The 25,309-nt window shown below is 64.1% G+C and carries 25 protein-coding genes; 11 read left to right on the top strand and 14 right to left on the bottom strand.

The genetic code is table 11. The features are described 5' to 3' along the window. The first annotated feature begins 50 nt into the window (after positions 1 to 50). Positions 51 to 923 carry an HNH endonuclease gene (locus tag AAFG13_RS26135; protein ID WP_342708652.1) on the top strand — a complete coding sequence of 291 codons (873 nt, stop codon included), beginning with the start codon at positions 51 to 53 and terminating at the stop codon, positions 921 to 923. Positions 924 to 971: 48 nt separating this feature from the next. Here AAFG13_RS26135 and AAFG13_RS26130 read toward each other — a convergent pair whose 3' ends face one another. The 8 genes from AAFG13_RS26130 to AAFG13_RS26095 all read right to left on the bottom strand — a co-directional run bounded on the left by AAFG13_RS26130 (position 972) and on the right by AAFG13_RS26095 (position 8,426). Next, positions 972 to 2,222 carry an NAD(P)/FAD-dependent oxidoreductase gene (locus AAFG13_RS26130; RefSeq protein ID WP_342708651.1) on the bottom strand — a complete coding sequence of 417 codons (1,251 nt, stop codon included), beginning with the start codon at positions 2,220 to 2,222 and terminating at the stop codon, positions 972 to 974. Positions 2,223 to 2,391: 169 nt separating this feature from the next. Then, positions 2,392 to 4,218, bottom strand: a complete 1,827-nt coding sequence (gene typA, locus AAFG13_RS26125) for a translational GTPase TypA (protein ID WP_212320135.1) — start codon at positions 4,216 to 4,218, stop codon at positions 2,392 to 2,394. 289 nt (positions 4,219 to 4,507) lie between these two features. Beyond that, positions 4,508 to 4,741, bottom strand: coding sequence for a hypothetical protein (locus tag AAFG13_RS26120; protein WP_342708650.1), 234 nt, complete (start codon positions 4,739 to 4,741; stop codon positions 4,508 to 4,510). Positions 4,742 to 4,762: 21 nt separating this feature from the next. Beyond that, a complete protein-coding gene (locus tag AAFG13_RS26115; RefSeq protein WP_342708649.1) occupies positions 4,763 to 5,026 on the bottom strand; it encodes a hypothetical protein in 264 nt (87 codons plus the stop codon). A gap of 40 nt (positions 5,027 to 5,066) precedes the next feature. Beyond that, entirely contained in the window at positions 5,067 to 5,315 is a 249-nt protein-coding gene (locus AAFG13_RS26110) for a hypothetical protein (protein WP_342708648.1), read from the bottom strand. Further along, on the bottom strand, positions 5,312 to 6,760 hold the full coding sequence (locus AAFG13_RS26105) for a radical SAM protein (protein ID WP_342708647.1): 1,449 nt from the start codon (positions 6,758 to 6,760) through the stop codon (positions 5,312 to 5,314). The genes AAFG13_RS26110 and AAFG13_RS26105 overlap by 4 nt, the downstream gene beginning before the upstream one ends. Next, the gene (locus AAFG13_RS26100; protein WP_342708646.1) at positions 6,741 to 7,460 is read right to left on the bottom strand and encodes a prolipoprotein diacylglyceryl transferase family protein; all 720 of its coding nucleotides are present in this window, start codon (positions 7,458 to 7,460) and stop codon (positions 6,741 to 6,743) included. Before AAFG13_RS26100 ends, AAFG13_RS26105 begins: the two co-directional genes overlap by 20 nt. Positions 7,461 to 7,661: 201 nt before the next feature. Next, on the bottom strand, positions 7,662 to 8,426 hold the full coding sequence (locus AAFG13_RS26095; RefSeq protein WP_212320127.1) for a Crp/Fnr family transcriptional regulator: 765 nt from the start codon (positions 8,424 to 8,426) through the stop codon (positions 7,662 to 7,664). Positions 8,427 to 8,626: 200 nt separating this feature from the next. On the opposite strand from AAFG13_RS26095, the gene AAFG13_RS26090 reads away from it, so the two are divergent. Both AAFG13_RS26090 and AAFG13_RS26085 read left to right on the top strand, forming a co-directional pair. Continuing rightward, positions 8,627 to 9,001, top strand: a complete 375-nt coding sequence (locus AAFG13_RS26090) for a response regulator (protein WP_212320126.1) — start codon at positions 8,627 to 8,629, stop codon at positions 8,999 to 9,001. Between the two features lie 94 nt (positions 9,002 to 9,095). Further along, positions 9,096 to 10,256 (top strand): hypothetical protein, encoded by a 1,161-nt coding sequence (locus tag AAFG13_RS26085; RefSeq protein ID WP_342708645.1) that lies wholly within the window; start codon positions 9,096 to 9,098, stop codon positions 10,254 to 10,256. Positions 10,257 to 10,282: 26 nt separating this feature from the next. Here the strand turns inward: AAFG13_RS26085 and AAFG13_RS26080 are convergent, their stop codons facing one another. From AAFG13_RS26080 to AAFG13_RS26070, 3 genes are all read right to left on the bottom strand, one after another. Further along, the gene (locus AAFG13_RS26080) at positions 10,283 to 11,281 is read right to left on the bottom strand and encodes an N-acetylmuramoyl-L-alanine amidase (protein WP_342708644.1); all 999 of its coding nucleotides are present in this window, start codon (positions 11,279 to 11,281) and stop codon (positions 10,283 to 10,285) included. 150 nt (positions 11,282 to 11,431) lie between these two features. Next, positions 11,432 to 12,994: an alkaline phosphatase D family protein gene (locus AAFG13_RS26075; protein ID WP_342708643.1), complete on the bottom strand. Its 1,563-nt coding sequence runs from the start codon at positions 12,992 to 12,994 to the stop codon at positions 11,432 to 11,434. A gap of 291 nt (positions 12,995 to 13,285) precedes the next feature. Next, a complete protein-coding gene (locus tag AAFG13_RS26070) occupies positions 13,286 to 14,692 on the bottom strand; it encodes a TAXI family TRAP transporter solute-binding subunit (protein ID WP_342708642.1) in 1,407 nt (468 codons plus the stop codon). Between the two features lie 211 nt (positions 14,693 to 14,903). On the opposite strand from AAFG13_RS26070, the gene AAFG13_RS26065 reads away from it, so the two are divergent. Then, complete coding sequence (locus tag AAFG13_RS26065) at positions 14,904 to 15,209, top strand: 4a-hydroxytetrahydrobiopterin dehydratase (protein WP_092121323.1); 306 nt, start codon at positions 14,904 to 14,906, stop codon at positions 15,207 to 15,209. Between the two features lie 95 nt (positions 15,210 to 15,304). After that, complete coding sequence (locus tag AAFG13_RS26060; RefSeq protein ID WP_342708641.1) at positions 15,305 to 15,694, top strand: YkvA family protein; 390 nt, start codon at positions 15,305 to 15,307, stop codon at positions 15,692 to 15,694. 252 nt (positions 15,695 to 15,946) lie between these two features. Here the strand turns inward: AAFG13_RS26060 and AAFG13_RS26055 are convergent, their stop codons facing one another. The 3 genes from AAFG13_RS26055 to AAFG13_RS26045 all read right to left on the bottom strand — a co-directional run bounded on the left by AAFG13_RS26055 (position 15,947) and on the right by AAFG13_RS26045 (position 19,218). After that, a complete protein-coding gene (locus tag AAFG13_RS26055; protein WP_342708640.1) occupies positions 15,947 to 17,119 on the bottom strand; it encodes a TAXI family TRAP transporter solute-binding subunit in 1,173 nt (390 codons plus the stop codon). An 18-nt stretch (positions 17,120 to 17,137) separates the two neighbouring features. Next, entirely contained in the window at positions 17,138 to 17,956 is an 819-nt protein-coding gene (locus tag AAFG13_RS26050) for a hypothetical protein (protein WP_342708639.1), read from the bottom strand. A 281-nt stretch (positions 17,957 to 18,237) separates the two neighbouring features. Then, positions 18,238 to 19,218 (bottom strand): NADPH:quinone oxidoreductase family protein, encoded by a 981-nt coding sequence (locus AAFG13_RS26045; protein ID WP_342708638.1) that lies wholly within the window; start codon positions 19,216 to 19,218, stop codon positions 18,238 to 18,240. Positions 19,219 to 19,323: 105 nt separating this feature from the next. Here AAFG13_RS26045 and AAFG13_RS26040 point away from each other — a divergent pair, with 105 nt between their 5' ends. From AAFG13_RS26040 to argG, 6 genes are all read left to right on the top strand, one after another. After that, positions 19,324 to 20,163, top strand: a complete 840-nt coding sequence (locus AAFG13_RS26040) for an SDR family oxidoreductase (protein WP_342708637.1) — start codon at positions 19,324 to 19,326, stop codon at positions 20,161 to 20,163. A 239-nt stretch (positions 20,164 to 20,402) separates the two neighbouring features. Beyond that, positions 20,403 to 20,960, top strand: coding sequence for an invasion associated locus B family protein (locus AAFG13_RS26035; protein WP_229166970.1), 558 nt, complete (start codon positions 20,403 to 20,405; stop codon positions 20,958 to 20,960). 74 nt (positions 20,961 to 21,034) lie between these two features. After that, complete coding sequence (rlmN, locus tag AAFG13_RS26030; RefSeq protein ID WP_212320111.1) at positions 21,035 to 22,249, top strand: 23S rRNA (adenine(2503)-C(2))-methyltransferase RlmN; 1,215 nt, start codon at positions 21,035 to 21,037, stop codon at positions 22,247 to 22,249. Between the two features lie 125 nt (positions 22,250 to 22,374). Beyond that, entirely contained in the window at positions 22,375 to 22,875 is a 501-nt protein-coding gene (locus AAFG13_RS26025; RefSeq protein ID WP_212320109.1) for a hypothetical protein, read from the top strand. 137 nt (positions 22,876 to 23,012) lie between these two features. Continuing rightward, a complete protein-coding gene (locus AAFG13_RS26020) occupies positions 23,013 to 23,795 on the top strand; it encodes a phosphatase PAP2 family protein (RefSeq protein ID WP_212320107.1) in 783 nt (260 codons plus the stop codon). Between the two features lie 79 nt (positions 23,796 to 23,874). Continuing rightward, complete coding sequence (argG, locus tag AAFG13_RS26015) at positions 23,875 to 25,212, top strand: argininosuccinate synthase (RefSeq protein ID WP_212320105.1); 1,338 nt, start codon at positions 23,875 to 23,877, stop codon at positions 25,210 to 25,212. Positions 25,213 to 25,309: the final 97 nt, after the last annotated feature.

Raw genomic sequence — 25,309 nt, 5'->3', positions numbered from 1 at the left:
CACTTTAGATTGAAGGAGGCTGAGATAGTTAGGCGCGAAGGTTTTGTTTTATGACCAAGGCAGTTTTCACGTCCAAGGTTACTCCGAGCTATAAGGACCTGCCTGAGGAGAGGTACCACTTTCCGCGCACATATCTTAACTATGTTCAGCAGACCGTCGGTGACTACATCGTCTACTACGAACCACGAAGGTCAAGCGCCGAGCTATCGAGTAGGGGAGGTCGCCAGTCCTATTTCGGTGTAGCTCGCGTCAATTCGGTGATCGAGGATGTCGAATTACCCGATCACTACTTTGCAATCATCGATAGCGCCACGTATCTGGACTTCGATACGGTCGTCCCGTTTCAAGAGCAAGGCGAGTACTACGAGAGCGCACTCGAGAAAGAAGACGGCAGCACCAACAAAGGTGCTTTTGGTCGGGCTGTGCGTCTGATCCCGGATAGCGAATTTGACCGAATCTTGCGAGCTGGCTTTGCTCCGATTCTTAGCGAGGTTCCTTCGCTGCAGGTGCCGTCGCCGCCCGGATACTCAGAACCGCCCACGCCATTTGAACGACCAATTGTCGAAATGGTTATCTCTCGGCCGTTTCGAGAGAAATCCTTTATGCACAGCGTGCGAGCGGCGTACTCCAATAGATGTGCCATCACGGGCTTGCGATTGATCAACGGTGGAGGCCGCCCTGAAGTGCAGGCGGCACACATTCAGCCAGTGGCATCAAACGGACCTGACTCTGTTCGGAATGGGCTGGCGTTGTCCGGAACGGTGCACTGGATGTTTGATCGAGGGCTGATTTCGATTGGCGATGATTACAAGATACTAGTTTCTAAGAACCACGTTCCCGAAGACGCCGTTAGGCTTCTTAATCAAAGCGGACTGATAAACCTCCCGAAGATCAAACCCTCTATCCAAACCCGCACTATCTAAAGTTTCACAGAGACGTCGTTTTCAAGAAGTGAGACGGGTGTCGGGGGATTATTTTCGTTGGTTAGTTAGAGCCATCACTTCCCTCGCTGCCCTCTCTCCGCTGTCCCGCGCGCCATGCGCGGTCGAGAAGAAATGCGGCGAGGTGGCTTCTCCGGCGAAGAACAGCCGGCCGTCAACCGGTGCGGCCAGCACGGCGCGCTTGTCGGCGTGACCGGGCAGCGCGTGCGAGTAGGAGCCGCGGGCGAACGGGTCGTGCGCCCAGCGGGATTCGCTGAGCGGCTTCAGCTTGCGGCGGAAATCATTGCCGAGGAAGGAGACGATCTCGTCGATGCTGTGGGCGGCGATGGCGCCGTCGCCAGCGTCCTCGAGCTCTCGCGCAAAACGGCCGCCGAAGAAGCCCTCGATGCAGGGCTGGCCGAACGGGCGGATGTGATAGGTGCCCATCTCTGTGCGCATGGTGGCGCCGCGCAGATTGCCTTCCTTGGGCAGCGCCTCGGGCTCGGCGAGCGCCAGCGTCACCTTGTCGGCGAGGCCGAGCGGCAGGCTGCGCGCGGCATCGAGCTTGCCCGGCAGCGCAGGCGAAAAGCGGATCGCCTCGTCGGCGATCAGATTGGTGGGCACGGTGACGATCACCTTGTCCGCCTCAATCACGCCGCGCGATGTCTCGATGCGCAGGCGCTTGCCGGCGTGGTCGATCAGCCGGACCTCGCAGTTCAGCGCGACCGCTACTTGCTCGCCATAGGCCGCGACCAGCGCGCCATAGCCGCGCCTGACGCGCCAGTTGACGTTGCTGTCCTCATAGGCGTCGAAGTCGAGGATCGAGAGCTGGTCGAGCTCGCAGCCATTCACATAGGTCGAGATCGCATTGATCATCGGGTTCCAGCGGTTGCCGGGCTCGAGATAACGATCGGCGGATGCGTCCTTGTCGCCGCGCGCGGCCTGCTCGATGCGATCGTAGAACTGGTCGAGCGCAAGCATGAATGCGTCGCGATCGGCCTGCGGGAACGCCTTGCCATAGGCGCGCTCGCGCCACGGCGGCAGGTCCTTGTTGAGCTCGAAGCCGAGTTGTTCGGCGATGCCGACAAAGCTGTTCTGGTCGGCCGAATGCAGCCAGCCGCAGCCGACGTCGAACACCACCTCAGGCGCGGCCTGGATCGTATGCGCGCGGCCGCCGAGACGGTCGCGGCCTTCCAGGACGATGGCGGAGAGGCCGGTGCCCTTCAGCGCATGCGCGGCGCCGAGGCCCGCAGCGCCGGCGCCGATGACGGCAACATCGACCGTGGAGGGAAGCGAACTCATGTCCCGGCTCTAGCACGTCTGGAAAGACGCCTGAAGCCACCACGCGCATAACTGTCATCACCCGCGCATGCGTATGCGGGTGATCCAGTATTCCAGAGACGGCGATGATAGAGCCGATGGGCCGCGGCGTACTGGGTGCCCCGGTCGAGCCGGGGCATGACAGACGGGCTTAAGCTACGGCCTCTTTGGCCTTTTCGGCGCGCTTGCGGTCGTTCGGATCGAGATGCTTCTTGCGCAGCCGGATCGACTTCGGCGTCACCTCGACGAGCTCGTCGTCCTCGATATAGGCGAGCGCCTTTTCCAGGGTCATCCGGATCGGCGGCGTCAGGCGCACGGCTTCGTCCTTCGAGGTGGTGCGGATGTTGGTGAGCTGCTTGCCCTTCAGGACGTTGATCTCGAGATCATTGTCGCGGGTGTGCTCGCCGACGATCATGCCCTTGTAGACCTTCCAGCCCGGCTCGATCATCATCGGGCCGCGATCTTCCAGCTTGAACATCGCATAGGCCACCGCTTCGCCCTGGTCGTTGGAGATCAGCACGCCGTTGCGGCGGCCCTGAATCTCGCCCTTGTAGGCGGCATAGCCGTGGAAGATGCGGTTCATGATCGCGGTGCCGCGGGTGTCGGTGAGCAGTTCGCCCTGGTAGCCGATCAGGCCGCGGGTCGGTGCGTAGAACACCAGCCGCAGGCGGTTGCCGCCGGACGGGCGCATCTCGATCATCTCGGCCTTTCGTTCGCTCATCTTCTGCACGACGACGCCGGAATGCTCCTCGTCGACGTCGATTACGACCTCTTCGATCGGCTCCTGCCACGCACCGGTCGCCTCGTCCTTCTGCAGCACGACGCGCGGGCGCGACACCGAGAGCTCAAAGCCCTCGCGGCGCATGGTCTCGATCAGGATCGCAAGCTGCAATTCGCCGCGGCCGGAGACTTCCATCGAATCCTTGTCGGCGGCCTCGACGACGCGCAGCGCGACATTGCCCTCGGCCTCGCGCAGCAGGCGGTCGCGGATCATGCGCGAGGTGACCTTGTCGCCTTCGGTGCCGGCGAGCGGCGAGTTGTTGACGATGAACGACATCGACACCGTCGGCGGATCGATCGGCTGCGCCGGCAGCGGTGTCTCGACCGTGGGGTCGCAGAAGGTGTCGGCGACGGTGCCCTTGGTGAGGCCCGCGATCGCGACGATGTCGCCGGCGTCGGCTTCCTCCAGCGGGGTGCGCTCGATGCCGCGGAAGGCCAGGATTTTTGTGATACGGCCCTGCTCAATGGTCTTGCCGTCGGCGCCAAGCACCTTCACGGCCTGGTTCGGCTTGATGGAACCCGATGAGATGCGGCCGGTGATGATGCGGCCGAGATAGGGGTTGGCTTCGAGGATGGTGCCGATCATGCGGAACGGGCCCTCTTCGACCTTCGGCGGCGCGACGTGGCGCACGATCAGGTCGAACAGCGGCTGCATGCCGGCGTCATGCGAAGCTTCCGGGCTGTCGCCCATCCAGCCTTGCTTGGCCGACCCGTACAGGATCGGGAAGTCGAGCTGCTCCTCGGAGGCATCGAGTGCGGCGAACAGGTCGAACACCTCATTGATGACTTCGGTCGGGCGCGCGTCGGGGCGGTCGACCTTGTTGATCACGACGATCGGCTTCAGTCCGACCTTGAGCGCTTTCGACACCACGAATTTGGTCTGCGGCAGCGGGCCCTCGGCGGCATCGACCAGCACCAGCGCGCCGTCCACCATGTTGAGGATGCGCTCGACCTCGCCGCCGAAATCGGCGTGGCCGGGGGTGTCGACGATGTTGATGCGGGTATCTTTCCACTGCACCGAGGCCGCCTTGGCCAGAATGGTGATGCCGCGCTCGCGCTCCAGATCGTTGGAGTCCATGGCGCGCTCGGTGACCTTCTGGTTCTCGCGATAGGTCCCGGATTGCTGCAGCAGGCGGTCGACGAGCGTGGTCTTGCCGTGGTCGACGTGGGCGATGATGGCGACGTTACGAAGGTTCATGGCTCTTCTTCTGGTCGTGCAATGGTCAGATGCGCGATCTCGCCGGACCAGTTTGGCCGGCCGCTCGCTCACGTGGCCCAATCGGGGCCCGGATCACGCTCATACCCAAGAAATTTGACGGGGACGCATCACCCCAAAAAGGAAGCCCGGTCAGAGGACCGGGCACCTTGCGCGTTGCGGCGCAATATAGTCAGAAAACGCCAAAAAACAACGGTTTATTGGCGGTTTAAGTGCCTGATTTTCGCGCCAGAACCCTGTTTTGGGGGGCATTTGCGGGTCGAATCCGGCGTCATTTCCGGGAACGGGCCAAAACGATCAATACGACGCCGCCAAGCGCGATCAACATCACCACCGGCGTGAATGGGTCCCTGCCCGGTTCGACCGAGGTGACGATCAGGACTGCACACAGCACGCCGGGCAGCAGCAGGATGACGCCCAGAAACAGCATGAACGAGGTCAGACAGCCGCTGCTTTGGCGCGGTTGCCAACGGCTGTTCGGCGGCGGTTGGTCCAGGCTGCTCATGATTCGTCGCGCCTCCTACGGCTACCGCCCCTTGATCGCAGCCCGGATCAGCATGATGCCGGCGAACCCGACCAGAAGGCCGAGCAGGATCAGGAACAGCAGGCCGGGCTCCAGGCTCGAGTTGGTCAGCGAACCGATCCCGAACAGGAGGGCGCACAGCCCGGGCAGCAGCAGGACCAGCCCGAACACCACCATGAACGCGGTCGCGCAGCCGCTGCGTGGCGGGGGCAGCGCGGGCGGCTGCGCTGGTGCAGGCGGCACGGGAGGGGGATTGGTCTCGCTCATGGCTGTTGGTCCACCAGTGGGTTCGTGATGCGAGCCGTCTCTAGGAGCCAGGTCTGCGGATGGCCCACCAGATCAGGGCCACGCCGAAGCACGCCACAAGCAGGCAGGCGGCAACGAACTGAAGATCATCAGATGCTGTCTTGGCGATGCCGGCAAATACGAAGAGCAGCGCGCAGAGGCCGGGCAGCAACAGAATGACGCCAGCGACGATCATCAGCGCCGTCACGCAGCCGCTGCGCTGCTCCGGAGGACGTGACGGAGGCGAGGGGCGCGCGCCGGTATCGCTCACCTTGGCACCTCCGCCTCCGTCGGCCGCGCCTCGCGGTAGGTCTGCCCGGCCAGGCTCGCGCGGATGCCGTCGATCTTTCCGTCGCGATAGAACAGATTGTAGGTGTCGAACGGGACGATCGCGCCGCTCTCGGTGACGAAGTGGATGCAGCTGCGCTTGACGTTGCCGACGCAGAAGTTGAAGCGATCGAGAAACTGCACGATGGTGACGCGGAACACGTTCTCGTAGGTGAGGCCGTCCGGCACTTCGAAGCTCGGCAGGCAGCACAGCAATTCGCAGACCCGCTCGCTGGTGTTCAGCGGCCCCGACGACAGCGAGAACAGGTCGACGAACTTCTCGCGCAACACCGGATATTTCTCCGGGCTGATCGTGTTGGGCATCACGGCGACGAGCTGTTCCTGCGGGATCAGCGAGGTCAGCGGCAGCACCTTGTCGCCGTTGCGCAGGCCGTAGCCGATCGAGATGCTCTCGGGGTTGCACGGCAGCGGGATCATATCCTTGTCGCCGAACACCCCGGTCTCGATCACGTGCTGGCGGATCTCCGACAGCATGATGCGGTCGGCGTCCTTGTTGAAATCCTCGTTGCGGCCGGCGTCCTGCACCGGTTGCAGCGTGATGCCGCGGACGCATGTCCAGGTCAGCGCGTGGCGGACGATATCGCCGATCTCGGCGTCGTTGACGCCGCGCTTGATGGTCGCGACCAGCGTGGTCGAGACGCCCTCGCGCTCGAGATTCTCCAGCGCCTGCTGGCGGATCTTGCGTAAGTCCGCGCCGCGCAGATTGACCAGCGCCTCGCGCTTCAGCGAATCGAACTGCAGATAGACTTCCAGCCCGCGCTTGTTCTCGGCGAGCTTGGCCACGAAGTCCGGCTCGCGCGCGATTCTGAGGCCGTTGGTGTTGATCATGACGTGACGGATCGGGCGGGCGCGCACCGCGTCCAGAATGGCGAAGAAATCCGGATGCAGCGTCGGCTCGCCGCCGGAGATCTGCACCAGGTCGGGCTCGCCCTCGCTCGCCACCAGCGCATCGAGCATTTTCTCGATCTTCGCCAGCGGCGTGAAGCTGGTGCGCGCCGGCGAGGACTCCGCAAAGCACACCGGGCAGGTCAGGTTGCAGTGCTCGGTGATCTCGATCAGCGCCAGGCAGGAGTGCTGCTCGTGGTCCGGGCACAGCCCGCAATCATAGGGACAGCCGAATTCGGTGTGGCGCTGGAAGGCCAGCGGCCGGTCGCCGGGCTTGATGAAATCCTTGCACAGCCGCCAATAGGCCGCATCGGTCGAGACCAAGGTCGACTGCACGCCGTGTTGCTTGCAGCGCTTCTCGTACCAGACCTCGTTGCCTGATATCTGGATCTTGGTCGGCACCGGGGTCAGGCAGGTCTCGCAAAGCGATTGGGTCTGGCCCCAGAAGATGTAAGGGCGGGACTTACGCAGCGGCGCGTTCATGCTTCAAGCTCAAATTCGGGGCCGTCGCCAGCATGACGGCGGCATAAACCATGACAAATAGCGACAGCAGGTGGAACAGCGAGAATGGACCGATCAGCGCGCCATACGGCTTGATGAACTCCCACACGAAGCGCTGCAGGCCGTAGTAGAACAGCACGAGGTAGAATCCATTGGTGATGAATGCGGCGTTGCGGTTCAACGCGGCCCAGACATAGAAGGCCGCGAACGCCGCCATCGCCAGGCTTTCATAGAGCTGCACCGGATGGCGCAGGACGCCGTCGCCGAAATCATGGCCCCAGGGCAGCGTGGTCGGCGTGCCATAGGTGAAATCCTCGAGCCCCGCGAAATAGCAGCCGAGCCGGCCGACCGCGACGCCGATCGCAAGCGGCAGCGCGAACCGCGCCCCGGTGCGTAGCGAAATGCCATGCAGCCATTTGTAGAGCTCGATCGCAACGATGCCGCCGGCCAGCGCGCCCTCGACCGAGCGGGCGATGCCGGGCACGCCCGAGAACCACAGGTTCAGCGTGCCGAAGATGTAGGCGCCGATGCCGGCGCCGAACACCAGCGCGGCGATGTAGGGCAGCTCGAAGGATTGCCGCGGGAATTGCAGCCCCCGCACCCGCGACAGCCACCACATCGCGACGGCGGCCGCGCACCATGCTGCGACGTCGAAGACGGCGTGAAGTTCAGCCCCACTCATGGGGCGAGTGTAGCGTGATTTTCGCGTTGGGCGATATAGGTTCTCCCTCTCCCCGTTCTTACGGGGAGAGGGTTGGGGTGAGGGGCTTCCATCCGGCGAGCACCTCGCGGCTTGTTGAGTCGTGTGCCTCGCCCCTCACCCGGATCGCTCGCGCGATCCGACCTCTCCCCGCAAGCGGGGCGAGGTGAGCCGTGTGCCAGCCTAGTTCGTCGGGTTGTCCTCGCTCGGATACACCCCGCGTAGCACTTCCTCGAAGTGATCCTTCACTGCGTCGTTGCACAGGCACGAGCGCAGCTTGAGCTTGTCGGGGTCGCGGATCACGATCGCGCCGCGGCGCGTGTCCAGCACGCCCTCCGCCTTGAAGTTCTGGATCACGCGGCTGGTGTAGCTGCGGCCGACGCCGAGCAGGGTCGAGAGCTGCTCATGCGTCAGCGGCACCACGCCATCGCCATTGGTGCGCTCGATCGCCGAGATGATCCATTTCGCGGCGCGCTGCTCGATCGAGTGGATCGCGTTGCAGGCGGTCGACTGGAAGATCTGCGCCAGCATGCAGTCGGCATAGCGCGCGAAGATGTTGCGCACCGAGATCGACGTCAGCTTCGCGGCGTCGAGCTTGCTGATCGGCAGCCGCACGAACGGCCCGCCGAACTTGACGGTGATGCGGGTAAAGGCCGGCAGAAATCCCTGGCTGACGATGCCGCCGACGGCGCCCTCGCGGCCGACCAGGATGGTCTCGACGTCGCGGCCGTCCTCGTTGGCCACCAGATAGGACGCAAGGCTCGGTCCGCATGGGAAATGGACGATCTGAACGTCATCGCCGGGATTGTAGAGCAGATCGCCGGCCGCCGCCTCGACCACCGAAAGATGCGGCGCGATCAGTTCGTAGTCGGCGGCGTTGAGCCGGCGCAACAGGTTGTTGAACGGCCGGTCATTCGTCCCGGCCAAATCGGTCCGTTTCGCAATCATCGGGAAATCCTGCAAATCCAACGCCGACCATACTGAAAAAGTTCCCGGGTTTATGTGCACTAGTGAACAGACGCCGCAGCTTACGATGTGATGGGTTTCATTTCGGGAACAGCCGGCGTGCCTTCGGGCGCCGGTCGCGGGCCATCCGGCCGGACTGATCCGGTCCTCTCATCCATCATCGAAGCAATGGACACCGAGCTATGGAATCCGCCCCCAATGCCGGCATGCCCGGTGACGTTCTCGTGGTCGAGGACGATCCGATCATCTCGCTCTATTTCGAGGACGCCATCCTGGGCTTCGGCGCCCGGACGGTGCGCACCGCTGCGAACGTCGCCCGCGCGCTCGAATTGATCGCCGAGCGCGCACCGGATTTCGCGCTGCTCGATGTCGGCCTCGTCAGGGGCGAGAAGACCTTCGCGGTTGCCGAGCGGCTGGATGCGCTGAAAGTGCCCTTCGCATTCGTCACCGGCTATGGCGCTGATATCAGGCTGCCGGAATCGCTCGCCGGCAAGCCGCGGTTGACCAAGCCGTGTTCGAGCGAAGCGCTGGAAGCCGCGCTGAAAAACGGACACTGACCGATCGCCGGGCTTCGGCCTCGCCGTCGGTGCGTCTGTCGTCTACCATCCGACCTGTCGGATTCGGCGACGCACAGGCATCGGGAAAGCCGTCATGGCGATCAGGACATCTGCCGCTGCGCCCGCAGCGGCGCTCTCTCTCGGGCTGCTCCTCGCGCCGGTTGCAACGCATCCGATGGCTGGTGCGGTGCCGTCGTCGGTGGCCTCGGCTGTCGCCATCGGTTTCGTGTCTCCAGCCATCGCCGAGCCAGCCGCGCTCACGAGCGAGCAATCGGCCGCGCTCAAGGCCTACGACGATGCCCTGAAGAACTTCGTCTCGATCCTGCGCCAGCGACGGGCGCAGATCGATTCCCATCAGCCGCTGCCCGACTTGCCGGGCCAGGCCATCTACCTTGCCCGTGTCGAGATGATGAGCGCATACAAGGATCTCACCGATGCGCTTCCGTCCAGGATTGGACGACCCAACAGATTCGGGATCCCTCCGGCCTATTTCGACGCCGACAATGAGCCGCTGCTCGATGAGTACAGGAAGCTCTTCGATGTGATGGAGGCGCCGCCCGCGAACGCGCAAAGCTCCGAGACGCCGTTCAAGGACGTGGTCGAGCTGGCGACGGTGATCGCGCGCGCCAGGGGTCTGGATGCCGCTGGCGCCGCGGTCGCCGGTCGCATCAGTCTCGGCCTGTTCTTTGCCGAGACAAGCGGCAAGCAAAATGCCGGAAATGCGCGGTCGAACACCTACAAGGGTAGCCTGCAGACCGGCCCGTCCGAAGATCGCAACGGTCGAAAGAAGTGGGCCGCCATCAAGCAATCGATCGCGGCCCTCGATCCTGCGCTCAGCCGTCGCGACGACATGGAAGAAGCGCGCGTCGGCAATCTCGATCACCGGTTCAATCACTGGACCGCGGTGCGCGATGCGCTCATGAACGAGCACGCGGATATCTTCCCGCAGGTCCCGGCGATCGCAAAGGCGCTGCCCAATTCGATCGATCAGATGAAGCTCTTCGAGCTCATCCAGATCATTCCCAGCCCAACCAGGTCCGCGCTGAAGTCAGGGGACCTCGTCAATTACAGAATTTCCGAGCCCAGGATCATGGGATATCTGCGAAACAACAGTGTCTTCGCTTTCGGTCGAGCCGACAGGGCAAGGACATCCGCGAGCTTCCGCGAAATCCTCGACGCGATGTGGCTCTTCAGCCCCAAGTTCGAACAGGCGCTGGCCAAATTCGCGGAGATCAAGGCCGGCAAACCAGGCTGAGCCGGGAGGAGCTGATCGCTCGGCGGTCAGAGCGGGCCGAGGAGCGCCCATCGCGGCTCGCAGAATTCCTTGACGGCAGACGCGACGCCGCTGCTGATCGCGTTGCGGCGCTCGGGCGAGTCCATCTTGAGTTCCTCATCCCGGTTGATGATCGAGCCCGCCTCCAGCAGGACGGCGGGCATCGCGGTCCTGCGCAGCACGATGAGCTTATCGTAACTGTAGACGCCGGTGTCCTTGTTCAGCAGGGGATGCTGGTCGTGGCCCATGACGGGCTGGCTGTATTGCTCGGCATATTGCAGCCCCTCGGCCTTCATTTCCCTGGCGACCAGCTCGGCGAACAGCAGGCTGGTCTTGAAGTCCGGATTGTTGCGGGAGACGAACACCGAGTAGCCGCTGAAGCGATCGCTGAAATGGCGCTTCTTTCCCTCGAACTCCCAGTCCTCGAGCAGCTTGTTGGGTACGGAATCATGATGGATCGACAGCAGGAGATCCGCGTGCAGATTGTTGGCGGCGGCGACCCGCCTGAACAGGCTGGGTCTCGCTTTGCCTTCGGTCAGCAGCAGCCTGGTTTCGGCAAAGCCGTCGGCCTTCAGCTTCTCCTCGATCAGCCGCGCAAGGCGCAGGTTGAAGGTGAACTCGGCGACATTGCGCGCGCTGATCGCGCCTTCCGATTCAGCGGTATGTCCGACATCGAGCACGATCCGCAATGTCGAGGGATCGCATTTCGCTGCGGCCGACTTGGGAACGGAAGGCGGCAGGGCGACCGGCCCAAGGGCGGCAAGCCGCGTGGCGCGTGGCTTTGACGGCGCGTGGTGCCTTGCCAATCTGGCCGGCTTTGCCGATTTCGCGCGCTTTGGCGCTTTGGGGTGCTTCGATGAGCTCTTGAAGAGATCAGGCAGCCAGCCGGCATCGCTGACTTCAATCGGCAGCAGCGCGAACATAGCGATCGCGACGACAAGCAAGCGGTGCGGCCGAAGCCCCACGACGATGCCACCGAGCACGCGAATCAATTCGCAGCGCCTCATGCTCCGCCCCTCCGGGCCCCCAGCATAACGGCTCTGATATCGGTACCGGAAGAGGCCGGCGAGGTCCATCCCCCGTCAATCGCGACGCCCCTGCCTTGAGGCAAGGGCGTTCAGCACAGAGAGGCCGGTTCCGTCGCGGCTGCGACCTGATTACACCGGCTTTGGATCGAGCGTGATGGCCCACAGCTCGGCGTCGACGCGGTCGCGCAGGCTGACCGTCATCTGTCCGCTCCTGCCGTCGATCTTGACGTGGCCGAAGAACTGCATGCCGGCCGACGGCGGCAGGTTCTGGTTGGCTTCGCCCGGCGCCTTGACGAACTTCACCTCGGGGCCAAACGTGTTGTCGAGCTCGTTCGGACCGAACGTGCCAGCGTGCAGCGGGCCGGAGACGAATTCCCAGAACGGATCGAACTCCTGGAACTGGGCCTTGTTCGGGTTGTAGTAGTGCGCAGCCGCATAGTGCACGTCGGCAGTCAGCCACACCGTGTTGGCGATGCCGGCCGTCTTGATGAAGCGCAGGATGTCGGCGATCTCGAGCTCGCGGCCGCGCGCCGGTCCGTCGCCCTGCGCGAAGGCTTCCGAGCCCTTCTTGTTGGCGGCATCGTCATAGACGATCAGCGACAGCGGCATGTCGGAGGCGATCACCTTCCAGGTGGCGCGCGAGTTGAGCAGCGCGCGCTTCAGCCAGGCCATCTGGTCCGGCCCGATGAAATAGGCATCGGGGCCGTAGGTCTCCTGCAGGTTCGGACCGTTGGGGCCGCGATAGCTGCGCTCGTCGAGCATGAACACGTCGAGATGCGGGCCGTAGCTCAGCGTGCGATAGACCCGGCCCGGCTCGACGATGCTTTCGCGCATCGGATACATCTCGTGGAAGGCTTTTGCCGCGCGCGCCGCGAGCACGTTGATGTCGCGCTCCTTGTAGGCGGCCGGCAGCTGCTTCGACAGCGACCAGTTGTTGGTCACCTCGTGATCGTCCCACTGCACGAAGATCGGCACCTCGGCATTGAAGGCGCGCAGATTGGTGTCGAGGAAATTGTACTTGTGCGCGGCGCGGTATTCGTCGAGCGTCTCGGCGACCTTGGCCTTCTCCGGGATCGTGATGTTCTTCCAGATCTTGCCGTCGGGCTGCTTCTGCTCGGCGGTGATGACGCCGTCGGCATAGATGGTGTCGCCGGAATGCAGGAAGAAGTCCGGGGCATGCTTCTTCATCGCGGCGAAGGTGATCATGCCGCCGTCGTCGGGATTGATGCCCCAGCCCTGGCCGGCGACGTCGCCGCCCCACACGAAGGAGACGTCGCGGCGGTCATTCGGCGCGGTGCGGAAGCGGCCGACCACGGGCTCGCCGACAACGTCGATATGGGCGAGGTCGCGGAAGCGGACGCGGTAGAAGATGTCCTGGCCGGACGGCAGGTTCTCCAGCAGCATCTTGGCGGTGAAGTCGCTTTCCGGCAGCGCCGTGATCGGCGGCAGCGCACGGGCATTCTTGAACGAGTCTGACGTCGCGACCTCGACCATCATCTGCGAGGGACGGTCAGCGCGCGCCCACACCACGCCGCCGTCGACGCCGACATCGCCGGACTGCACGCCATGGGTGATCACGGGGCGATCGGCCGCGCGCGACAGATAAGGCATCGCGATCACGCCGGCGCCGGCCGCAGCAGCCGTGGAGAGAAAGCGTCGGCGGGTCAGATTTCGCGAGAACCGGATCGTCATGGGGAGCCTCCTCAGGTCACAGCGACAATGCGCCGCGGGCCAGCACAGACCTAGAAAAATTCCATGACGGAGAGATTACAGGGGGATGGAGGGCGGGAATGTCTGAGCAGCAGAGATCGTGAGGGGAGCACCTGCCCCAAGCTCCCTCTCCCGCTTGCGCGGGAGGGCGGGGTGGGGGCTCTCTCCACGAGTCGTATCGCGGGGAGAGCCCCCACCCGCCGCGCTGCGCGCGTCGGACTCCCCCGCAAGCGGGAGAGGCGAAGAGAGTTCGCGGATAGAGTGGTGGCGGCTCTACGCCGTGCCCGCGGCCCTGAACTGGCTCGCAGTCCGCTGCAAATTCTGCGGCATGCTGAGCAGCAGCGCCTTGCGGTCGGCCACCGCGTTGTGGAACTGCTCGAGCGCGATGTTGAACGCGGTGAGCGTGCCCTCCTCGATGGCGCCATGCTCGAAACAGTCGAGCGTGTGGCGCAGGATGTCGTCGGCCTCCGCCTGCAGTTGGTCGAGCTCATCGGTCGAATCGCTCTGCCGCGCGGCCTTCAGCATCTCCAGCAGGCGCTCGCGCTGCGAGGTGTTGGTGTTGCGCTCGTCCTGCTTGAGATAGCCGGCGAACCATGCACCGGCCGAGCCCATCGCCGAGAACGCCATCAGGCTCCACCAGATGTAATCGCTGTAGCGGTCGAGGAAGGTCTTTTCCTCGCCGTCGACGAAGGCGGCCGCGCCGGGATGCACCGGAATGGTGGCGTCCTTGTCGGTGTCGGGCGTCTCGATCTTGGCGGCGAGCGGGAAATCGTTCTTGAGCGACTGCCGGATCGCAAACAATTGCCGGGTGAAGGCCGCGACCGTCGCGTCCGACAGGCCCTTTCGCGCGACGATATGGTGCGAGAAGCTGATCGTCTTCACCTCGTCGTCGGGCCGGTCGGCCGAGCCGAGCGAGCCGGCGGGAATTTCCGCGGCCTCATAGGCCGGATGGTTCTGCGCGATCGCCTCGGACGCATCGATCGGCAGGAAGGTGGGCTCGCCGCCGTCTTTGGTCGACGCCGTGATCGCATCGATCGTGAGCTTGCTGTTGGCCGGACCGACGGCAAGATAGGCGTCGGCCTTCAGATTCTTGATGGCCTCGACCGCTTCATTGGCCGGGAATTGCACGATCTCGACCTTCATCGGGTCGACGCCGTATTGCTGCAGGATCAGCTTCAGCAGATTGACGTTGGCAGGCGTGCGGCCGACGACGCCGATCTTGCGGCCGCCAAGCTGCGCGATCTTGGTGATCTTTGCGGCCTTGCGGCCCTTGCCCTTGGCTGCGGGCGGCACCCACATCACGACGACATTCTTGCGCAGGACCGCGACCGCCTGCGCATTCTTCGGCACCTCGAGGTCGCCGCGGATGATGGCGAGGTCGGCCTTGCCGTCGGCCAGCGTCTGCGCGCTGGCGCTGGCGCCGTCGGTCTGCACCGGTCTCAGTTTGACCTGGGTGTGCTGCTGGTTGTTGAAGGCCTGCGCCAGCGCCTGCACGACCCTGAGGTCATCGCTGCTTGCGGGGCCGACCGCGATCCGCAGCGTCACCGGACGCACCGCGAAATAATAACCGGCGATCGTCGCGCCGGTGATGGCGAGAGCGCCCGCGATCAAGACGAACATCAGCCGTCGCTTTGCAGAGCGCAGCGGCTTTGGCGATATGCTGGCGGAGCCGTCTGTCATCGATCTCGCAAACAATCGTCGGGGCTCAATCTCGCAAAACTACCAACGCGCACAGATAAGGCATTTGTAGCAAATTCCTGGGGCTACAGATGTTACATCTGCGTCATGGTTACCAGCGGCGATAGGACGCTATTTCGGCCTTATTTTCGGCATGGATCCCACCCGGAGGCCGGTTGTTAGGCTAAGGTCGGCGTCAAACGGGAGGGTTGCCATGGTCGAAAGGCTGTCAGCGGAAGCAAGGAAGGCCGCGCTTTGGGAACTGGCCGGCTGGTCGGAGCTGGCCGGACGGGAGGCGATCGCAAAGACCTTCGTGTTCAAGGACTTCAACGAGGCCTTCGGCTTCATGGCGCGCGCCGCTTTGGTCGCCGAGAAGAGCGACCATCACCCCGAATGGAAGAACGTCTACAAGACGGTCGAGGTCGTGCTGGCGACCCACGATGTCGGCGGGGTGACCAAGCGCGATATCGACCTCGCCAAGGCCATGAACGCGATCGCGAGGCAGTTCGGGGTCAATTGACCCGGCTGCGCGCAACCTTGCGCCGGTTGGCTGACATCCCCAGATTCGCATCGTCCGCCGCCGATCCGTCGCGCGGCGCCAAAGGGAACCTCGCGATGCCATCGACCGATACCGGCGCGGGATTCGGGCCTGCCGACCGGCTGGCGCAGGACCCGGAAAGCGTGCGCCGCCGCTTCTGGATCAAGTTCAAGAAAGTGGTGGCGCGGCTGCCGTTCGCCGAGGATCTGCTGGCCGCCTATTACTGCGCCTTCGACCGGCAGACGCCGCGCCATGTCCAGGCCGCGCTGCTCGGCGCGATCGCCTATTTCATCCTGCCGTTCGACTTCATCCCGGACATGCTGCCGGTGCTCGGTTTCACCGACGATGCCGCCGTGCTCGCAACCGCGATCCGCATGGTGGCAAGCCACATCACCCCGGAGCATCGTGAAGCCGCGCGCGCCGCGCTGAAGCGCGGAGTGCCGGAAGAGGCAGCACCGCAGGCGTAGAGTGACTTTCGCTCTCTCTTCTCCTTCCCCCTGACAGGAGGAAGGTCGGGATGGGGGTCAGCCGCAGGCGACGCTGTATCTGCGGAGAGAGCAGATCCCCACCCGCTTTGCTCTGCGAGCAAAGCGACCTCCCCTTTTCAAGCGGAGGTTGGAGGCGTAGCCCGGATGGAGCGCAGCGTAATCCGGGGTGAGAGCGTCAGCTCACGCACGAGGCCCCCGGGTCAGGCTGCGCTCCATCCGGGTTCGGGGGGGCTACCGTTTCTCGCCGGTGCGCAGCTGAGAACGCGTATTTTTTTCCGCGTCCCACGCCTGGAACTGCTTGAACAGCGCCTCCTTATCCGCATCGCTCTGCAGACGTGCGGCCGCTGGGCTCTGCTTCAGGAATTCATCGAAACGGCTGCGCGAGACGGCTTCGACGCCATGGCGGTCGAGCCATTGCTGGGCTACCGGCAGGCGTTGCCAACCCGGCAGTGGCGCCGACAGCGAGACCTCCCGCCACTTCGGATGGAACGGCGGATTCTGGAACGTCGGAAATTTTGTGAAGAACGCATCCACGAAATTGGCCAGCTTGTTGTAGCGCTCCGTCTTCGGTGCCCAGTTGTAGGCCGCAAGCACGGCAGGAACGGCGATCGTGTCGACGCGCTCCTCGCCCGAAATCAGGTTGGGATAGTCCTTGGCCGACAGGCTCGCGGGCAGATAGTCGCCCTGCAACGGCTTCTCGTAGTTGACCGTCACCAGGTGGAACCGATCGTCCTTGAAGCCGCTCACGGACTTGTAAGGCTTGCCGCCACACACGATCACGGCGTCGATTTCGCCGGCCTTCAGTTTCTCCAGCGCGATGCGCTGCTCGACATAGACAACCTTCGGCTTCATTCCGAGCCGCTCGAACACGGTCAGCGCGGTCACAAAGGTGCCGCCATTGGGAAGGTCGACGCTGACAGTCTTGCCCTCAAGGTCCCTGAGATTGCCGATCGATTTCGACGCGATCACATGCATCTCTTCGTTGTAGAGCTTGGTCACGTAGGTGAATTGCTTCTTGATATCTTTCGCGATGCCCTTCCGCTCGAGATAGTCGAGCGTGTCAGATCGAACGATGCCGAGATCGACACCCTGCAGAAACAGGATGTCGGCGACGCTCTGCACCGAGCCGCGCCCGACGATCGGCAGAATGCGCAACTTATTGCCATCGTCGAGCACGGAGGCGAGATCGGCGCCGAACTGAACATAGGTGCCGCCGATCGTGCCGGAGATCAGCGTGACCGTGTTGGCGTTGAGGCTCTGCTTGGTGCCTACCGAGCCGAACTGAAAGATCGCCTTCAGGCTGTCGCTGACCTTGGCCGGGTCGAATTCGGTCTGCTCGGCCCGTGCCGCCGGGCCCCAAATCATCATGCCTGCGAAAAGTACCAATCCAAACAAGCGTCGCATGTGTCCCTCGAGATGAGCCTAGTTTTGCAATTGCGCGAGGCGTTGCTGTGCGGGCTGCGAGCCGAGTTCGGCGGCCTTGCGATACCAGAGGCGCGCGGTCTCCGGATCGGGCGTGATGCTCCGCTTGTCCAAGGTCCCCAGCACGTCGGGATCGTAGGTGCGAGCCAGCAACAGCGCCGCGTCCGCGTCCTGCGCATCCGCGGCCCGCTCGAGCAAGAGCCGCGCCGATACGATGTCGCCGATCGCAAGCAGGCTGTTGGCGCGCTTCAGGAGGCCTGCGACGTCATCCGGATCGAGGCGTCTTGCCGGTGGCGCCGCCGGTGGTGGTGGCTCGATCGGCGCTGCCGCGGGAGTTTCGCGGGCAACGACTTCGCTCTTGATCGCTTCCTGATAGGCGGCTGCGATCTGCGCGCGTGACGGCAGGGTTGTAGTGGCGGGCGACACCTCGGTGGCCACGGCGCGAACCGCGTCCGCGATTTCTGCGCGGGCCTCGATCGGCGAGACGCCGACCAGCGCGGCCTTCGCGCTCAGGACCGCGTCGCGCACGCTGCCGATGGACCACAGCCCGACCACCGCAGCCGCGACAAGTGCGCCGGCCGAAATTGTCAGCAGGCCGGTGCGAAGGCGCGAACGTGGAATCGTGGCGCGCCCGTGCCAATCCGCGTCATCGATTTGGCTTGAAAGAAAAAGCGGAGCGGGTTCGTCCGCGCCGATGTCGATCGCTGCCCGATGTGGTCGCCGGTAGCGATAAGGTGCAAATTCGGGATCGTTGATATGCGCGTTGATCGCGTCGCGTGGCGGATCGCTGCCCTGAACGCGTGTTAGATTCCCCACCATGATGATGCTTCCCCGATACTATGACGCAACAATCGGGCATCTCTGGTGTCTGGTTGTTGTTTTTGTTGGGGTCCCTGAGCGCCCGTTACGAACTCTTAATCGCCTTGCGATTGGGCCCAAAAAGCGGCCCCGGTCGCTGCGAATCGGGAGAAATTTGGGTTTGATTGCGGCAACGCGCGCAAATTCGGAGAAAGTTCACAGGGTTTGCTCACGATTGCGCGCGCGGCGCAACGGCAAGCCGTTGCGGCGGGGTGACGGTGAGAGTGCGCGGCCGTCTGTCGTCAGCTTCCCGGATGCAGGATCACCTTGCCCATCGCCTTGCGGCCGGCGAGCACCTTCAAGGCTTCCGCGGTCTGCGACAGCGGGAAGGTGCGGTCGACATGCGAGGAGATCTTGCCTTCCGCGGTCCACTGCACGAGCTTCTCGAGGTTCTTGCGGTTCTTCTCCGGATTCAGCCGCGCCCACGCGCCCCAGAACACGCCGCGGATGTCGCAGCCCTTGAGCAGCGCGAGGTTGAGCGGAATCTTCGGGATGTCGCCGGCGGCAAAGCCGATCACCAGGAAGCGGCCTTCCCATGCGGTCGAGCGCAATGCGGCCTCGGCATAGGAGCCGCCGACCGGATCGAACACGATGTCGGCGCCCTTGCCGTTGGTCAGCTTGCGCAGGCCTTCTTTCAGATCTTCCTTGGCGTAGTTCAGCGTCAGCTCGGCGCCGTGCTGCTTGGCGAATGCGAGCTTCTCGTCCGACGATGCGCAGGCAATCACCTTCAGACCCATCAACCTGCCGAGCTCGCACGCGGCAAGGCCGGTGCCACCGGCGGCGCCCAGCACCGCGAGCGTTTCGCCCGGCTTCGGGCTCGCGCGATCTTCGAGTGCGTGCAGCGCGGTGCCGTAGATGATGATGATGCCGGCGGCGCGGTCGTAATCGAGATTGTCGGGAATCTTCACGATCGTATTCGCCGGCAGCGCGATCTTGTCGCGCGCGCCGTTGTGGCCACATGACGCAACGACGCGGTCGCCGATCTTCAGGTCAGTGACGCCCGCGCCGACGCTCTCGATCACGCCGGCGACTTCGGCGGCCGGCGAGAACGGGAACGGCGGCTTGATCTGGTACTTGCCCTGGATCATCAGGATGTCGAAGAAATTCAGCGCCGCCGCCTTGATCGCGATCACGGCTTCGCCGGGACCCGCAACCGGATCGGGCACGTCAGCCAGCACGAGATCGTCGGGTTGACAGTATTGCGAGCAGAGGATGGCTTTCATGGACACACCTGAGTTTCGGACGCAGAAAGAGCTGCAAGATCTTGGACTACAAGCTTCATGCCGGATTTGCGGCGGAGCGACAATACAGTGCGGAGGGATCAAACTATGTTTGAAAAAGGCCTGCTAGCGAAAGAGCGCATCCTGATCACCGGCGGCGGCTCCGGTCTTGGCGCGGCGATGGGCGCTCGCTTTGCCGAACTCGGTGCCGAACTGATCATCTGCGGGCGGCGCGAGGGGCTGCTGGAGGAAACCGCAGGCAAATTCCGCAGCGAACTCGGCGCCAAGGTCTCGACCGCGCGCTGCGACATCCGCGACGGCGCCGCGGTCGAGGCGATGATGGATCAGGTCTGGCAGGACGCGCCGATCGACGTTCTCGTCAACAATGCTGCCGCAACCTTTATTGCGCAGAGCGAACATTTGTCATTCCGTGCCGCGGACGCAATCCTCGCGCCGACGCTGCATGGCACGATGTACTGCACGCTCGCCGCCGGCCGGCGCTGGATCGAAGGCAAGCATAAGGGCGTGGTGCTTTCGATCCTCTCGACCTCCACAATCACCGGCCGTGCCTTCACAGTGCCGTCGTCGATGGCCAAGACCGCGGTGCTGGCGATGACCAAGAGCCTTGCCGTCGAGTGGGGCCCGAAAGGCATCCGCACCGTGGCGATCGCGCCCGGCGCGTTCCCGACGCCAGGCGCGACCGGGCAGTTGCGTCCCGAAGCGCGCGGCGAGACCTGGTCGCAGCGCAATCCGCTCGGCCGCGCCGGCGAGCATTCCGAGCTTGCCAATCTCGCGGCCTTCCTGATCTCGGATCAGGCCGGCTACATCAATGGCGAGATGGTGGTGCAGGACGGCGGCGCCCATTTGCGCAGTTCCGGTGCCGAGGACCTGCTGCAATGGACCGATGCGCAGTGGGAGAGCCAGCGCGCGGCGCGCGCCAAGGGGTGACCAAGAGCTGATCAAGCGCTGATGCGCGACAACAAGCGCTGAGCAAGAATTGAGAATCAACGGACGCGCGCGAGGCTGGGCCGGCGCGCGTGTCCGGGCCCAACTGCCTTCCCAAGAAAGCGTTTCCCGGTTATCCATCCGAGCCGGCGGAGGGGAATCGCCGGGCCATCTTCCAGTCACAATGATGGGGGAACCAGTTGGCCGTGCGGCAGATTCTGACATCACTGGCTGTTTGTGTCGTGTGCGGGATCGTCTCCCTCGCGCCGGCGCAGGCTGCGCCCAAGAAAGATGCGGCGAAAGAAGCGGCCAAGCCGGCGCCTTCGGCCGCCGCGGCTGCCGCCGGCGGCGCGGAGCCGACGCTGATCGGCCAATTCGGCACCTGGGGCGCCTACACCGCATCGCCCAACGGCAAGAAGGTGTGCTTTGCGCTCGCCAAGCCGTCGTCGTCGAAGACCAACCCGCCGAACCGGCCGCGCGATCCGGCCTATGCCTTCATCTCGACCCGCCCGGCCGAGAAGGTCGTCAACGAAGTCTCGATCATGATCGGCTACACCGTGAAGCCGGGCTCGGAATCGACGCTCCAGGTCGGCGGCGGGACCTATGCGATGTACACCCAGGGCGACGGCCTCTGGATCAAGAATGCGGCCGAGGAGGAGCGGATGGTGGAAGCCATGCGCAAATCGGCCGATCTGACGGTAAAAGCTGTCTCGGCGAAGGGCACCGAGACGATCGACAGCTTCTCGCTGAAGGGCCTGGCGCAGGCGCTCGACCGGCTGGGGCAGGACTGCCGGCGTTAAGACCGGCTCTGAGGGACAAAATTGAGGTATTTGGCGGCTTTCCAGCACCGGCTGGAAGGCCTATTTGAGGTTTCATGACCGACACCGTGACCACCCATGCCGTGTCCGGCGCCAGCGCGCTGGTCGAAAAGGTTCCGCTCGAGACCTATGTCCCGCCGGCCAAGCCGTCGCTGATCGGGCTGTCGCGCGCCGAGATCGCCGATCGCCTCGGCGAAATCGGGGTGGCGCCCGCGCAGCGCAAGATGCGCACCCAGCAGCTCTGGAACTGGATGTATTTCCGCGGCGCCAAGAACTTCGGCGAGATGACCAACGTCTCGAAGGACATGCGCGCCGAGCTCGAGAAGCATTTTACCGTCGACCGTCCCGAGGTGGTCGCCGAGCAGATCTCCAACGACGGCACGCGCAAATGGCTGCTGCGGCTGCCGAGCGGCGACAAGGTCGAGCGGCCGCACGAGGTCGAGTGCGTCTACATCCCCGAGACCGACCGCGGCACGCTGTGCGTTTCCTCGCAGGTCGGCTGCACGCTGAACTGCTCGTTCTGCCACACTGGCACGCAGCGGCTGGTGCGCAACCTCACCGCCGGCGAGATCGTCGGCCAGGTGATGGTGGCGCGCGACCGGCTCAACGACTGGGCCGACCGCGAGGACGGCACGCGGCGCGTCACCAACATCGTGATGATGGGGATGGGCGAGCCGCTCTATAATTTCGACGCGGTGCGCGATGCGCTGTTGATCGTCGGCGACAATGAAGGCATCGGCATTTCCCGTCGCCGTATCACGCTGTCGACCTCGGGCGTGGTGCCGAACATCCAGCGCACCGGTGACGAGATCGGCGTGATGCTCGCGATCTCGCTGCATGCGGTGCGCGACGAGCTGCGCAACGAGCTGGTGCCGCTGAACCGCAAATATCCGATCAAGGAATTGCTGCAGGCCTGCCGCGACTATCCCGGCGCGTCGAACGCGCGGCGCATCACCTTCGAATATGTGATGCTCAAGGGCGTCAACGATTCGCTCGACGACGCCAAGCTCCTGGTGAAGCTGCTCAAGGGCATTCCGGCCAAGATCAACCTGATCCCGTTCAATCCGTGGCCGGGCACCGCCTACGAATGCTCGGACTGGGAGCAGATCGAAAAGTTCTCCGAATACATCTTCAACGCCGGCTATTCCTCGCCGGTGCGCACGCCGCGCGGCCGCGACATCCTCGCCGCCTGCGGTCAGCTCAAATCGGAGACCGAAAAGCTCTCCGCCCGCGAGCGCCAGGCGCTGCGCGCGATGGCGATGACGGATTGAGTGCTGTGATCGACAACGCTCTCCACGTCGTCATTGCGAGCGAAGCGAAGCAACCCATGTCCGAGCTTGCTGAAGGATGGATTGCTTCGTCGCTTCGCTCCTCGCAATGACGGGGAGTCTATAGCATGGCCCTGATCGGCCGCCTGTTCGTCGTCGCCTTCGGCTTCCTGATGGCCTGCTTCGTGGCCGGGATCATCGTGGTCGTTGCGGTGCTGTATCCCGAGATCAGCGATTTCGGCGGGCAGATCGACCAGAGCGCTGTCAACGTCGTGCTCGGCTTCGGCTTCATCTTCATATCAGGCTTTGCATTCTTGCCCGCGCTGATCGTGGTGCTGATCACCGAGGCCCTTTTCATCAGGAGCGTATTGGCCTACGCCGTCGGCGGCGCCATCGTCGGCGCGGCCTGCTATCTCGGCCTCGTTCCGTTCGATCCTGACATGATGCAGTTCCACGGCATCGTGCGCCGTCACATGGAGATCATGACCGGCGCCGGCATCGTCGCCGGCCTGGTCTACTGGCTGATCGCCGGCCGCAGCGCCGGCGCCTGGCGCGAGCCGCCGCGCCGCTTGCCACCGCCCCCGCCCTTGCCGTCGCAATCGCGGCCGCAAACACCGCCGTCATCCTGAGGAGCCGTGCGCAGCACGGCGTCTCGAAGGATGGGCCGCAGCAAGATCACGTCCTTCGAGGCTCGCAAGAGCTCGCACCTCAGGACGACGATAACCCACACTTCCCATGCCCCATCGCCTCGGCTAAACCGCGCGCCATGAACCGGACCGGACTTTTCATCGCGCTGGCGCTCGCGCTCATCATTGGCCTCGTGTTCGGGATCTATCCCGAGCTTGACCTGAAGCTGGCGGCGCTGTTCTACGATGCCGCGCAGAACACCTTCCCGCTGAAGCTCGACGCGGTGGCGTCATTCGCGCGCGACGCGGCGATGTGGATCGCCTGGGCGCTGGTGCTGCCGGCGATCGTGACCATCGTCTGGAAATTCATCCGGCCGGATCGGCCGATGCTGATGTCCGGCCGCGCCGCGGTGTTCCTGCTCACCACGATGCTGCTCTCGGCCGGCGTGCTCACCAACCTCACCTTCAAGAATTATTGGGGCCGGCCGCGGCCGGTGTTCGTGACGCAGTTCGGCGGCGATTTGCAATTCATGCCGTGGTGGGACCCGCGCGGCGGCTGCCCGCGCAACTGCTCGTTCTTCTCCGGCGAGGGCGCCACCGCATTCTGGACCTATGCGCCGGCGGCGCTGACGCCGCCCGCCTGGCGGCCGCTGGCCTTTGCCGGGGCAACCGTGTTTGGCATCGTCACCAGCGGGCTTCGAATGGCCTTTGGCGGGCACTTCTTCACCGATGTGGCGATTGCGGGCCTGGTGTCGTTCTTCACCGTCTGGCTGTTCTATGCGCTGATCTACCGCTGGGCCGCGACCCGGCTGACCGACGCCCAGGTCGATGCCGCGCTGACACGGCTGGCAATGCCCGGTTACCGCCTGATGCAGCGCTGGCGCCGGGACGGCAAGGCCGAGCCCGGCGGTACGGAAGCCTGATTAAAGGCGTGCTCCGCCTTCCGAAATTTGATATCGCCACCCCAGAAACCTCATCGATTTCGACCGATTGGACCGTCCCATGAGTACGATTCTGAAAAGCCTGCCCACCGGCGAGAAAGTCGGCATCGCGTTCTCGGGCGGGCTCGACACGTCAGCGGCGCTGCTCTGGATGAAGCTGAAGGGCGCCAAGGTCTTCGCCTACACCGCCAATCTCGGGCAGCCCGACGAGGCCGATTACGACGCGATCCCGCGCAAGGCGATGGATTTCGGCGCCGAGAAGGCCCGCCTGGTCGATTGCCGCACCCAGCTGGTGCATGAGGGCATCGCCGCGATCCAGTCCGGCGCGTTCCACATCTCGACCGGCGGCATCACCTATTTCAACACCACGCCGCTCGGCCGCGCGGTGACCGGCACGATGCTGGTCGCGGCGATGCAGGAGGACGGCGTCAACATCTGGGGTGACGGCTCGACCTTCAAGGGCAACGACATCGAGCGCTTCTATCGCTACGGCCTGCTGACCAACCCGAGCCTGCGCATCTATAAGCCCTGGCTCGACCAGCAATTCATCGACGAACTCGGCGGCCGCGCCGAGATGTCGGCGTTCATGACCGCGCAGGGCTTTGCCTACAAGATGAGCGCCGAGAAGGCCTATTCGACCGACAGCAATTTGCTCGGCGCGACCCATGAGGCCAAGGATCTCGAGAGCCTTGCGAGCGGCATCACCATCGTCAATCCGATCATGGGCGTGCCGTTCTGGCGCGCCGATTGCGACGTCAAGCCTGAGAAGGTCGTGGTGCGCTTCGAGGAAGGCCAGCCGGTCGCGCTGAACGGCAAGACGTTCGCCGATCCGGTCGCGCTGTTCCTCGAGGCCAACGCGATCGGTGGCCGCCATGGCCTCGGCATGAGCGACCAGATCGAGAACCGCATCATCGAGGCCAAGAGCCGCGGCATCTACGAGGCGCCTGGCATGGCGTTGCTCCACATCGCCTATGAGCGGCTGGTCACCGGGATCCACAACGAGGATACGATCGAGCAGTATCGCATCAGCGGCATGCGGCTCGGCCGCCTGCTGTATCAGGGCCGCTGGTTCGACTCGCAGGCCTTGATGCTGCGCGAGACCGCGCAGCGCTGGGTGGCGCGCGCCGTCACCGGCGAGGTGACGCTCGAGCTGCGCCGCGGCAACGACTACTCGATCCTGAATACCGAGAGTCCGAACCTGACCTATGCGCCGGAGCGCCTCAGCATGGAGAAGGTCGAGGACGCCGCCTTCTCGCCGGCCGACCGCATCGGCCAGCTGACGATGCGCAACCTGGACATCGCCGATACCCGCGCCAAGCTCGGGCTGTACAACAAGACCGGCCTGCTCTCGAGCGGCGAAGGCTCGCAGATTTTTCAGCTCGAGAACGACAAGGATTGAGGTCGCCAAAAACTCGGTGTCGTCCCGGGCAGGCGAACGGGTCCGCCCTCGGCGAGTTCGTTCGCAACTCGACAAAGAGGCAATCCATCTCCGTCAT

This window comes from Bradyrhizobium sp. B124 (genome assembly GCF_038967635.1).
Taxonomy (GTDB): domain Bacteria; phylum Pseudomonadota; class Alphaproteobacteria; order Rhizobiales; family Xanthobacteraceae; genus Bradyrhizobium.
Note: the sequence above shows the minus strand (reverse complement) of the source record. Positions and strands in the feature narration are given on the sequence as shown.

Coding starts and splice junctions, on each gene's coding strand:
- AAFG13_RS26065 (WP_092121323.1), top strand. CDS start 14,904: ATGGTCGAAAGGCTGTCAGCGGAAGCAAGGAAGGCCGCGCTTTGGGAA.
- AAFG13_RS26130 (WP_342708651.1), bottom strand. CDS start 2,222: ATGAGTTCGCTTCCCTCCACGGTCGATGTTGCCGTCATCGGCGCCGGC.
- rlmN (WP_212320111.1), top strand. CDS start 21,035: ATGACCGACACCGTGACCACCCATGCCGTGTCCGGCGCCAGCGCGCTG.
- AAFG13_RS26075 (WP_342708643.1), bottom strand. CDS start 12,994: ATGACGATCCGGTTCTCGCGAAATCTGACCCGCCGACGCTTTCTCTCC.
- AAFG13_RS26100 (WP_342708646.1), bottom strand. CDS start 7,460: ATGAGTGGGGCTGAACTTCACGCCGTCTTCGACGTCGCAGCATGGTGC.
- AAFG13_RS26045 (WP_342708638.1), bottom strand. CDS start 19,218: ATGAAAGCCATCCTCTGCTCGCAATACTGTCAACCCGACGATCTCGTG.
- AAFG13_RS26090 (WP_212320126.1), top strand. CDS start 8,627: ATGGAATCCGCCCCCAATGCCGGCATGCCCGGTGACGTTCTCGTGGTC.
- AAFG13_RS26135 (WP_342708652.1), top strand. CDS start 51: ATGACCAAGGCAGTTTTCACGTCCAAGGTTACTCCGAGCTATAAGGAC.
- AAFG13_RS26115 (WP_342708649.1), bottom strand. CDS start 5,026: ATGAGCGAGACCAATCCCCCTCCCGTGCCGCCTGCACCAGCGCAGCCG.
- AAFG13_RS26080 (WP_342708644.1), bottom strand. CDS start 11,281: ATGAGGCGCTGCGAATTGATTCGCGTGCTCGGTGGCATCGTCGTGGGG.
- typA (WP_212320135.1), bottom strand. CDS start 4,218: ATGAACCTTCGTAACGTCGCCATCATCGCCCACGTCGACCACGGCAAG.
- AAFG13_RS26055 (WP_342708640.1), bottom strand. CDS start 17,119: ATGCGACGCTTGTTTGGATTGGTACTTTTCGCAGGCATGATGATTTGG.
- AAFG13_RS26120 (WP_342708650.1), bottom strand. CDS start 4,741: ATGAGCAGCCTGGACCAACCGCCGCCGAACAGCCGTTGGCAACCGCGC.
- AAFG13_RS26070 (WP_342708642.1), bottom strand. CDS start 14,692: ATGACAGACGGCTCCGCCAGCATATCGCCAAAGCCGCTGCGCTCTGCA.
- AAFG13_RS26050 (WP_342708639.1), bottom strand. CDS start 17,956: ATGGTGGGGAATCTAACACGCGTTCAGGGCAGCGATCCGCCACGCGAC.
- AAFG13_RS26095 (WP_212320127.1), bottom strand. CDS start 8,426: ATGATTGCGAAACGGACCGATTTGGCCGGGACGAATGACCGGCCGTTC.
- AAFG13_RS26105 (WP_342708647.1), bottom strand. CDS start 6,760: ATGAACGCGCCGCTGCGTAAGTCCCGCCCTTACATCTTCTGGGGCCAG.
- AAFG13_RS26085 (WP_342708645.1), top strand. CDS start 9,096: ATGGCGATCAGGACATCTGCCGCTGCGCCCGCAGCGGCGCTCTCTCTC.
- AAFG13_RS26040 (WP_342708637.1), top strand. CDS start 19,324: ATGTTTGAAAAAGGCCTGCTAGCGAAAGAGCGCATCCTGATCACCGGC.
- AAFG13_RS26060 (WP_342708641.1), top strand. CDS start 15,305: ATGCCATCGACCGATACCGGCGCGGGATTCGGGCCTGCCGACCGGCTG.
- argG (WP_212320105.1), top strand. CDS start 23,875: ATGAGTACGATTCTGAAAAGCCTGCCCACCGGCGAGAAAGTCGGCATC.
- AAFG13_RS26025 (WP_212320109.1), top strand. CDS start 22,375: ATGGCCCTGATCGGCCGCCTGTTCGTCGTCGCCTTCGGCTTCCTGATG.
- AAFG13_RS26020 (WP_212320107.1), top strand. CDS start 23,013: ATGAACCGGACCGGACTTTTCATCGCGCTGGCGCTCGCGCTCATCATT.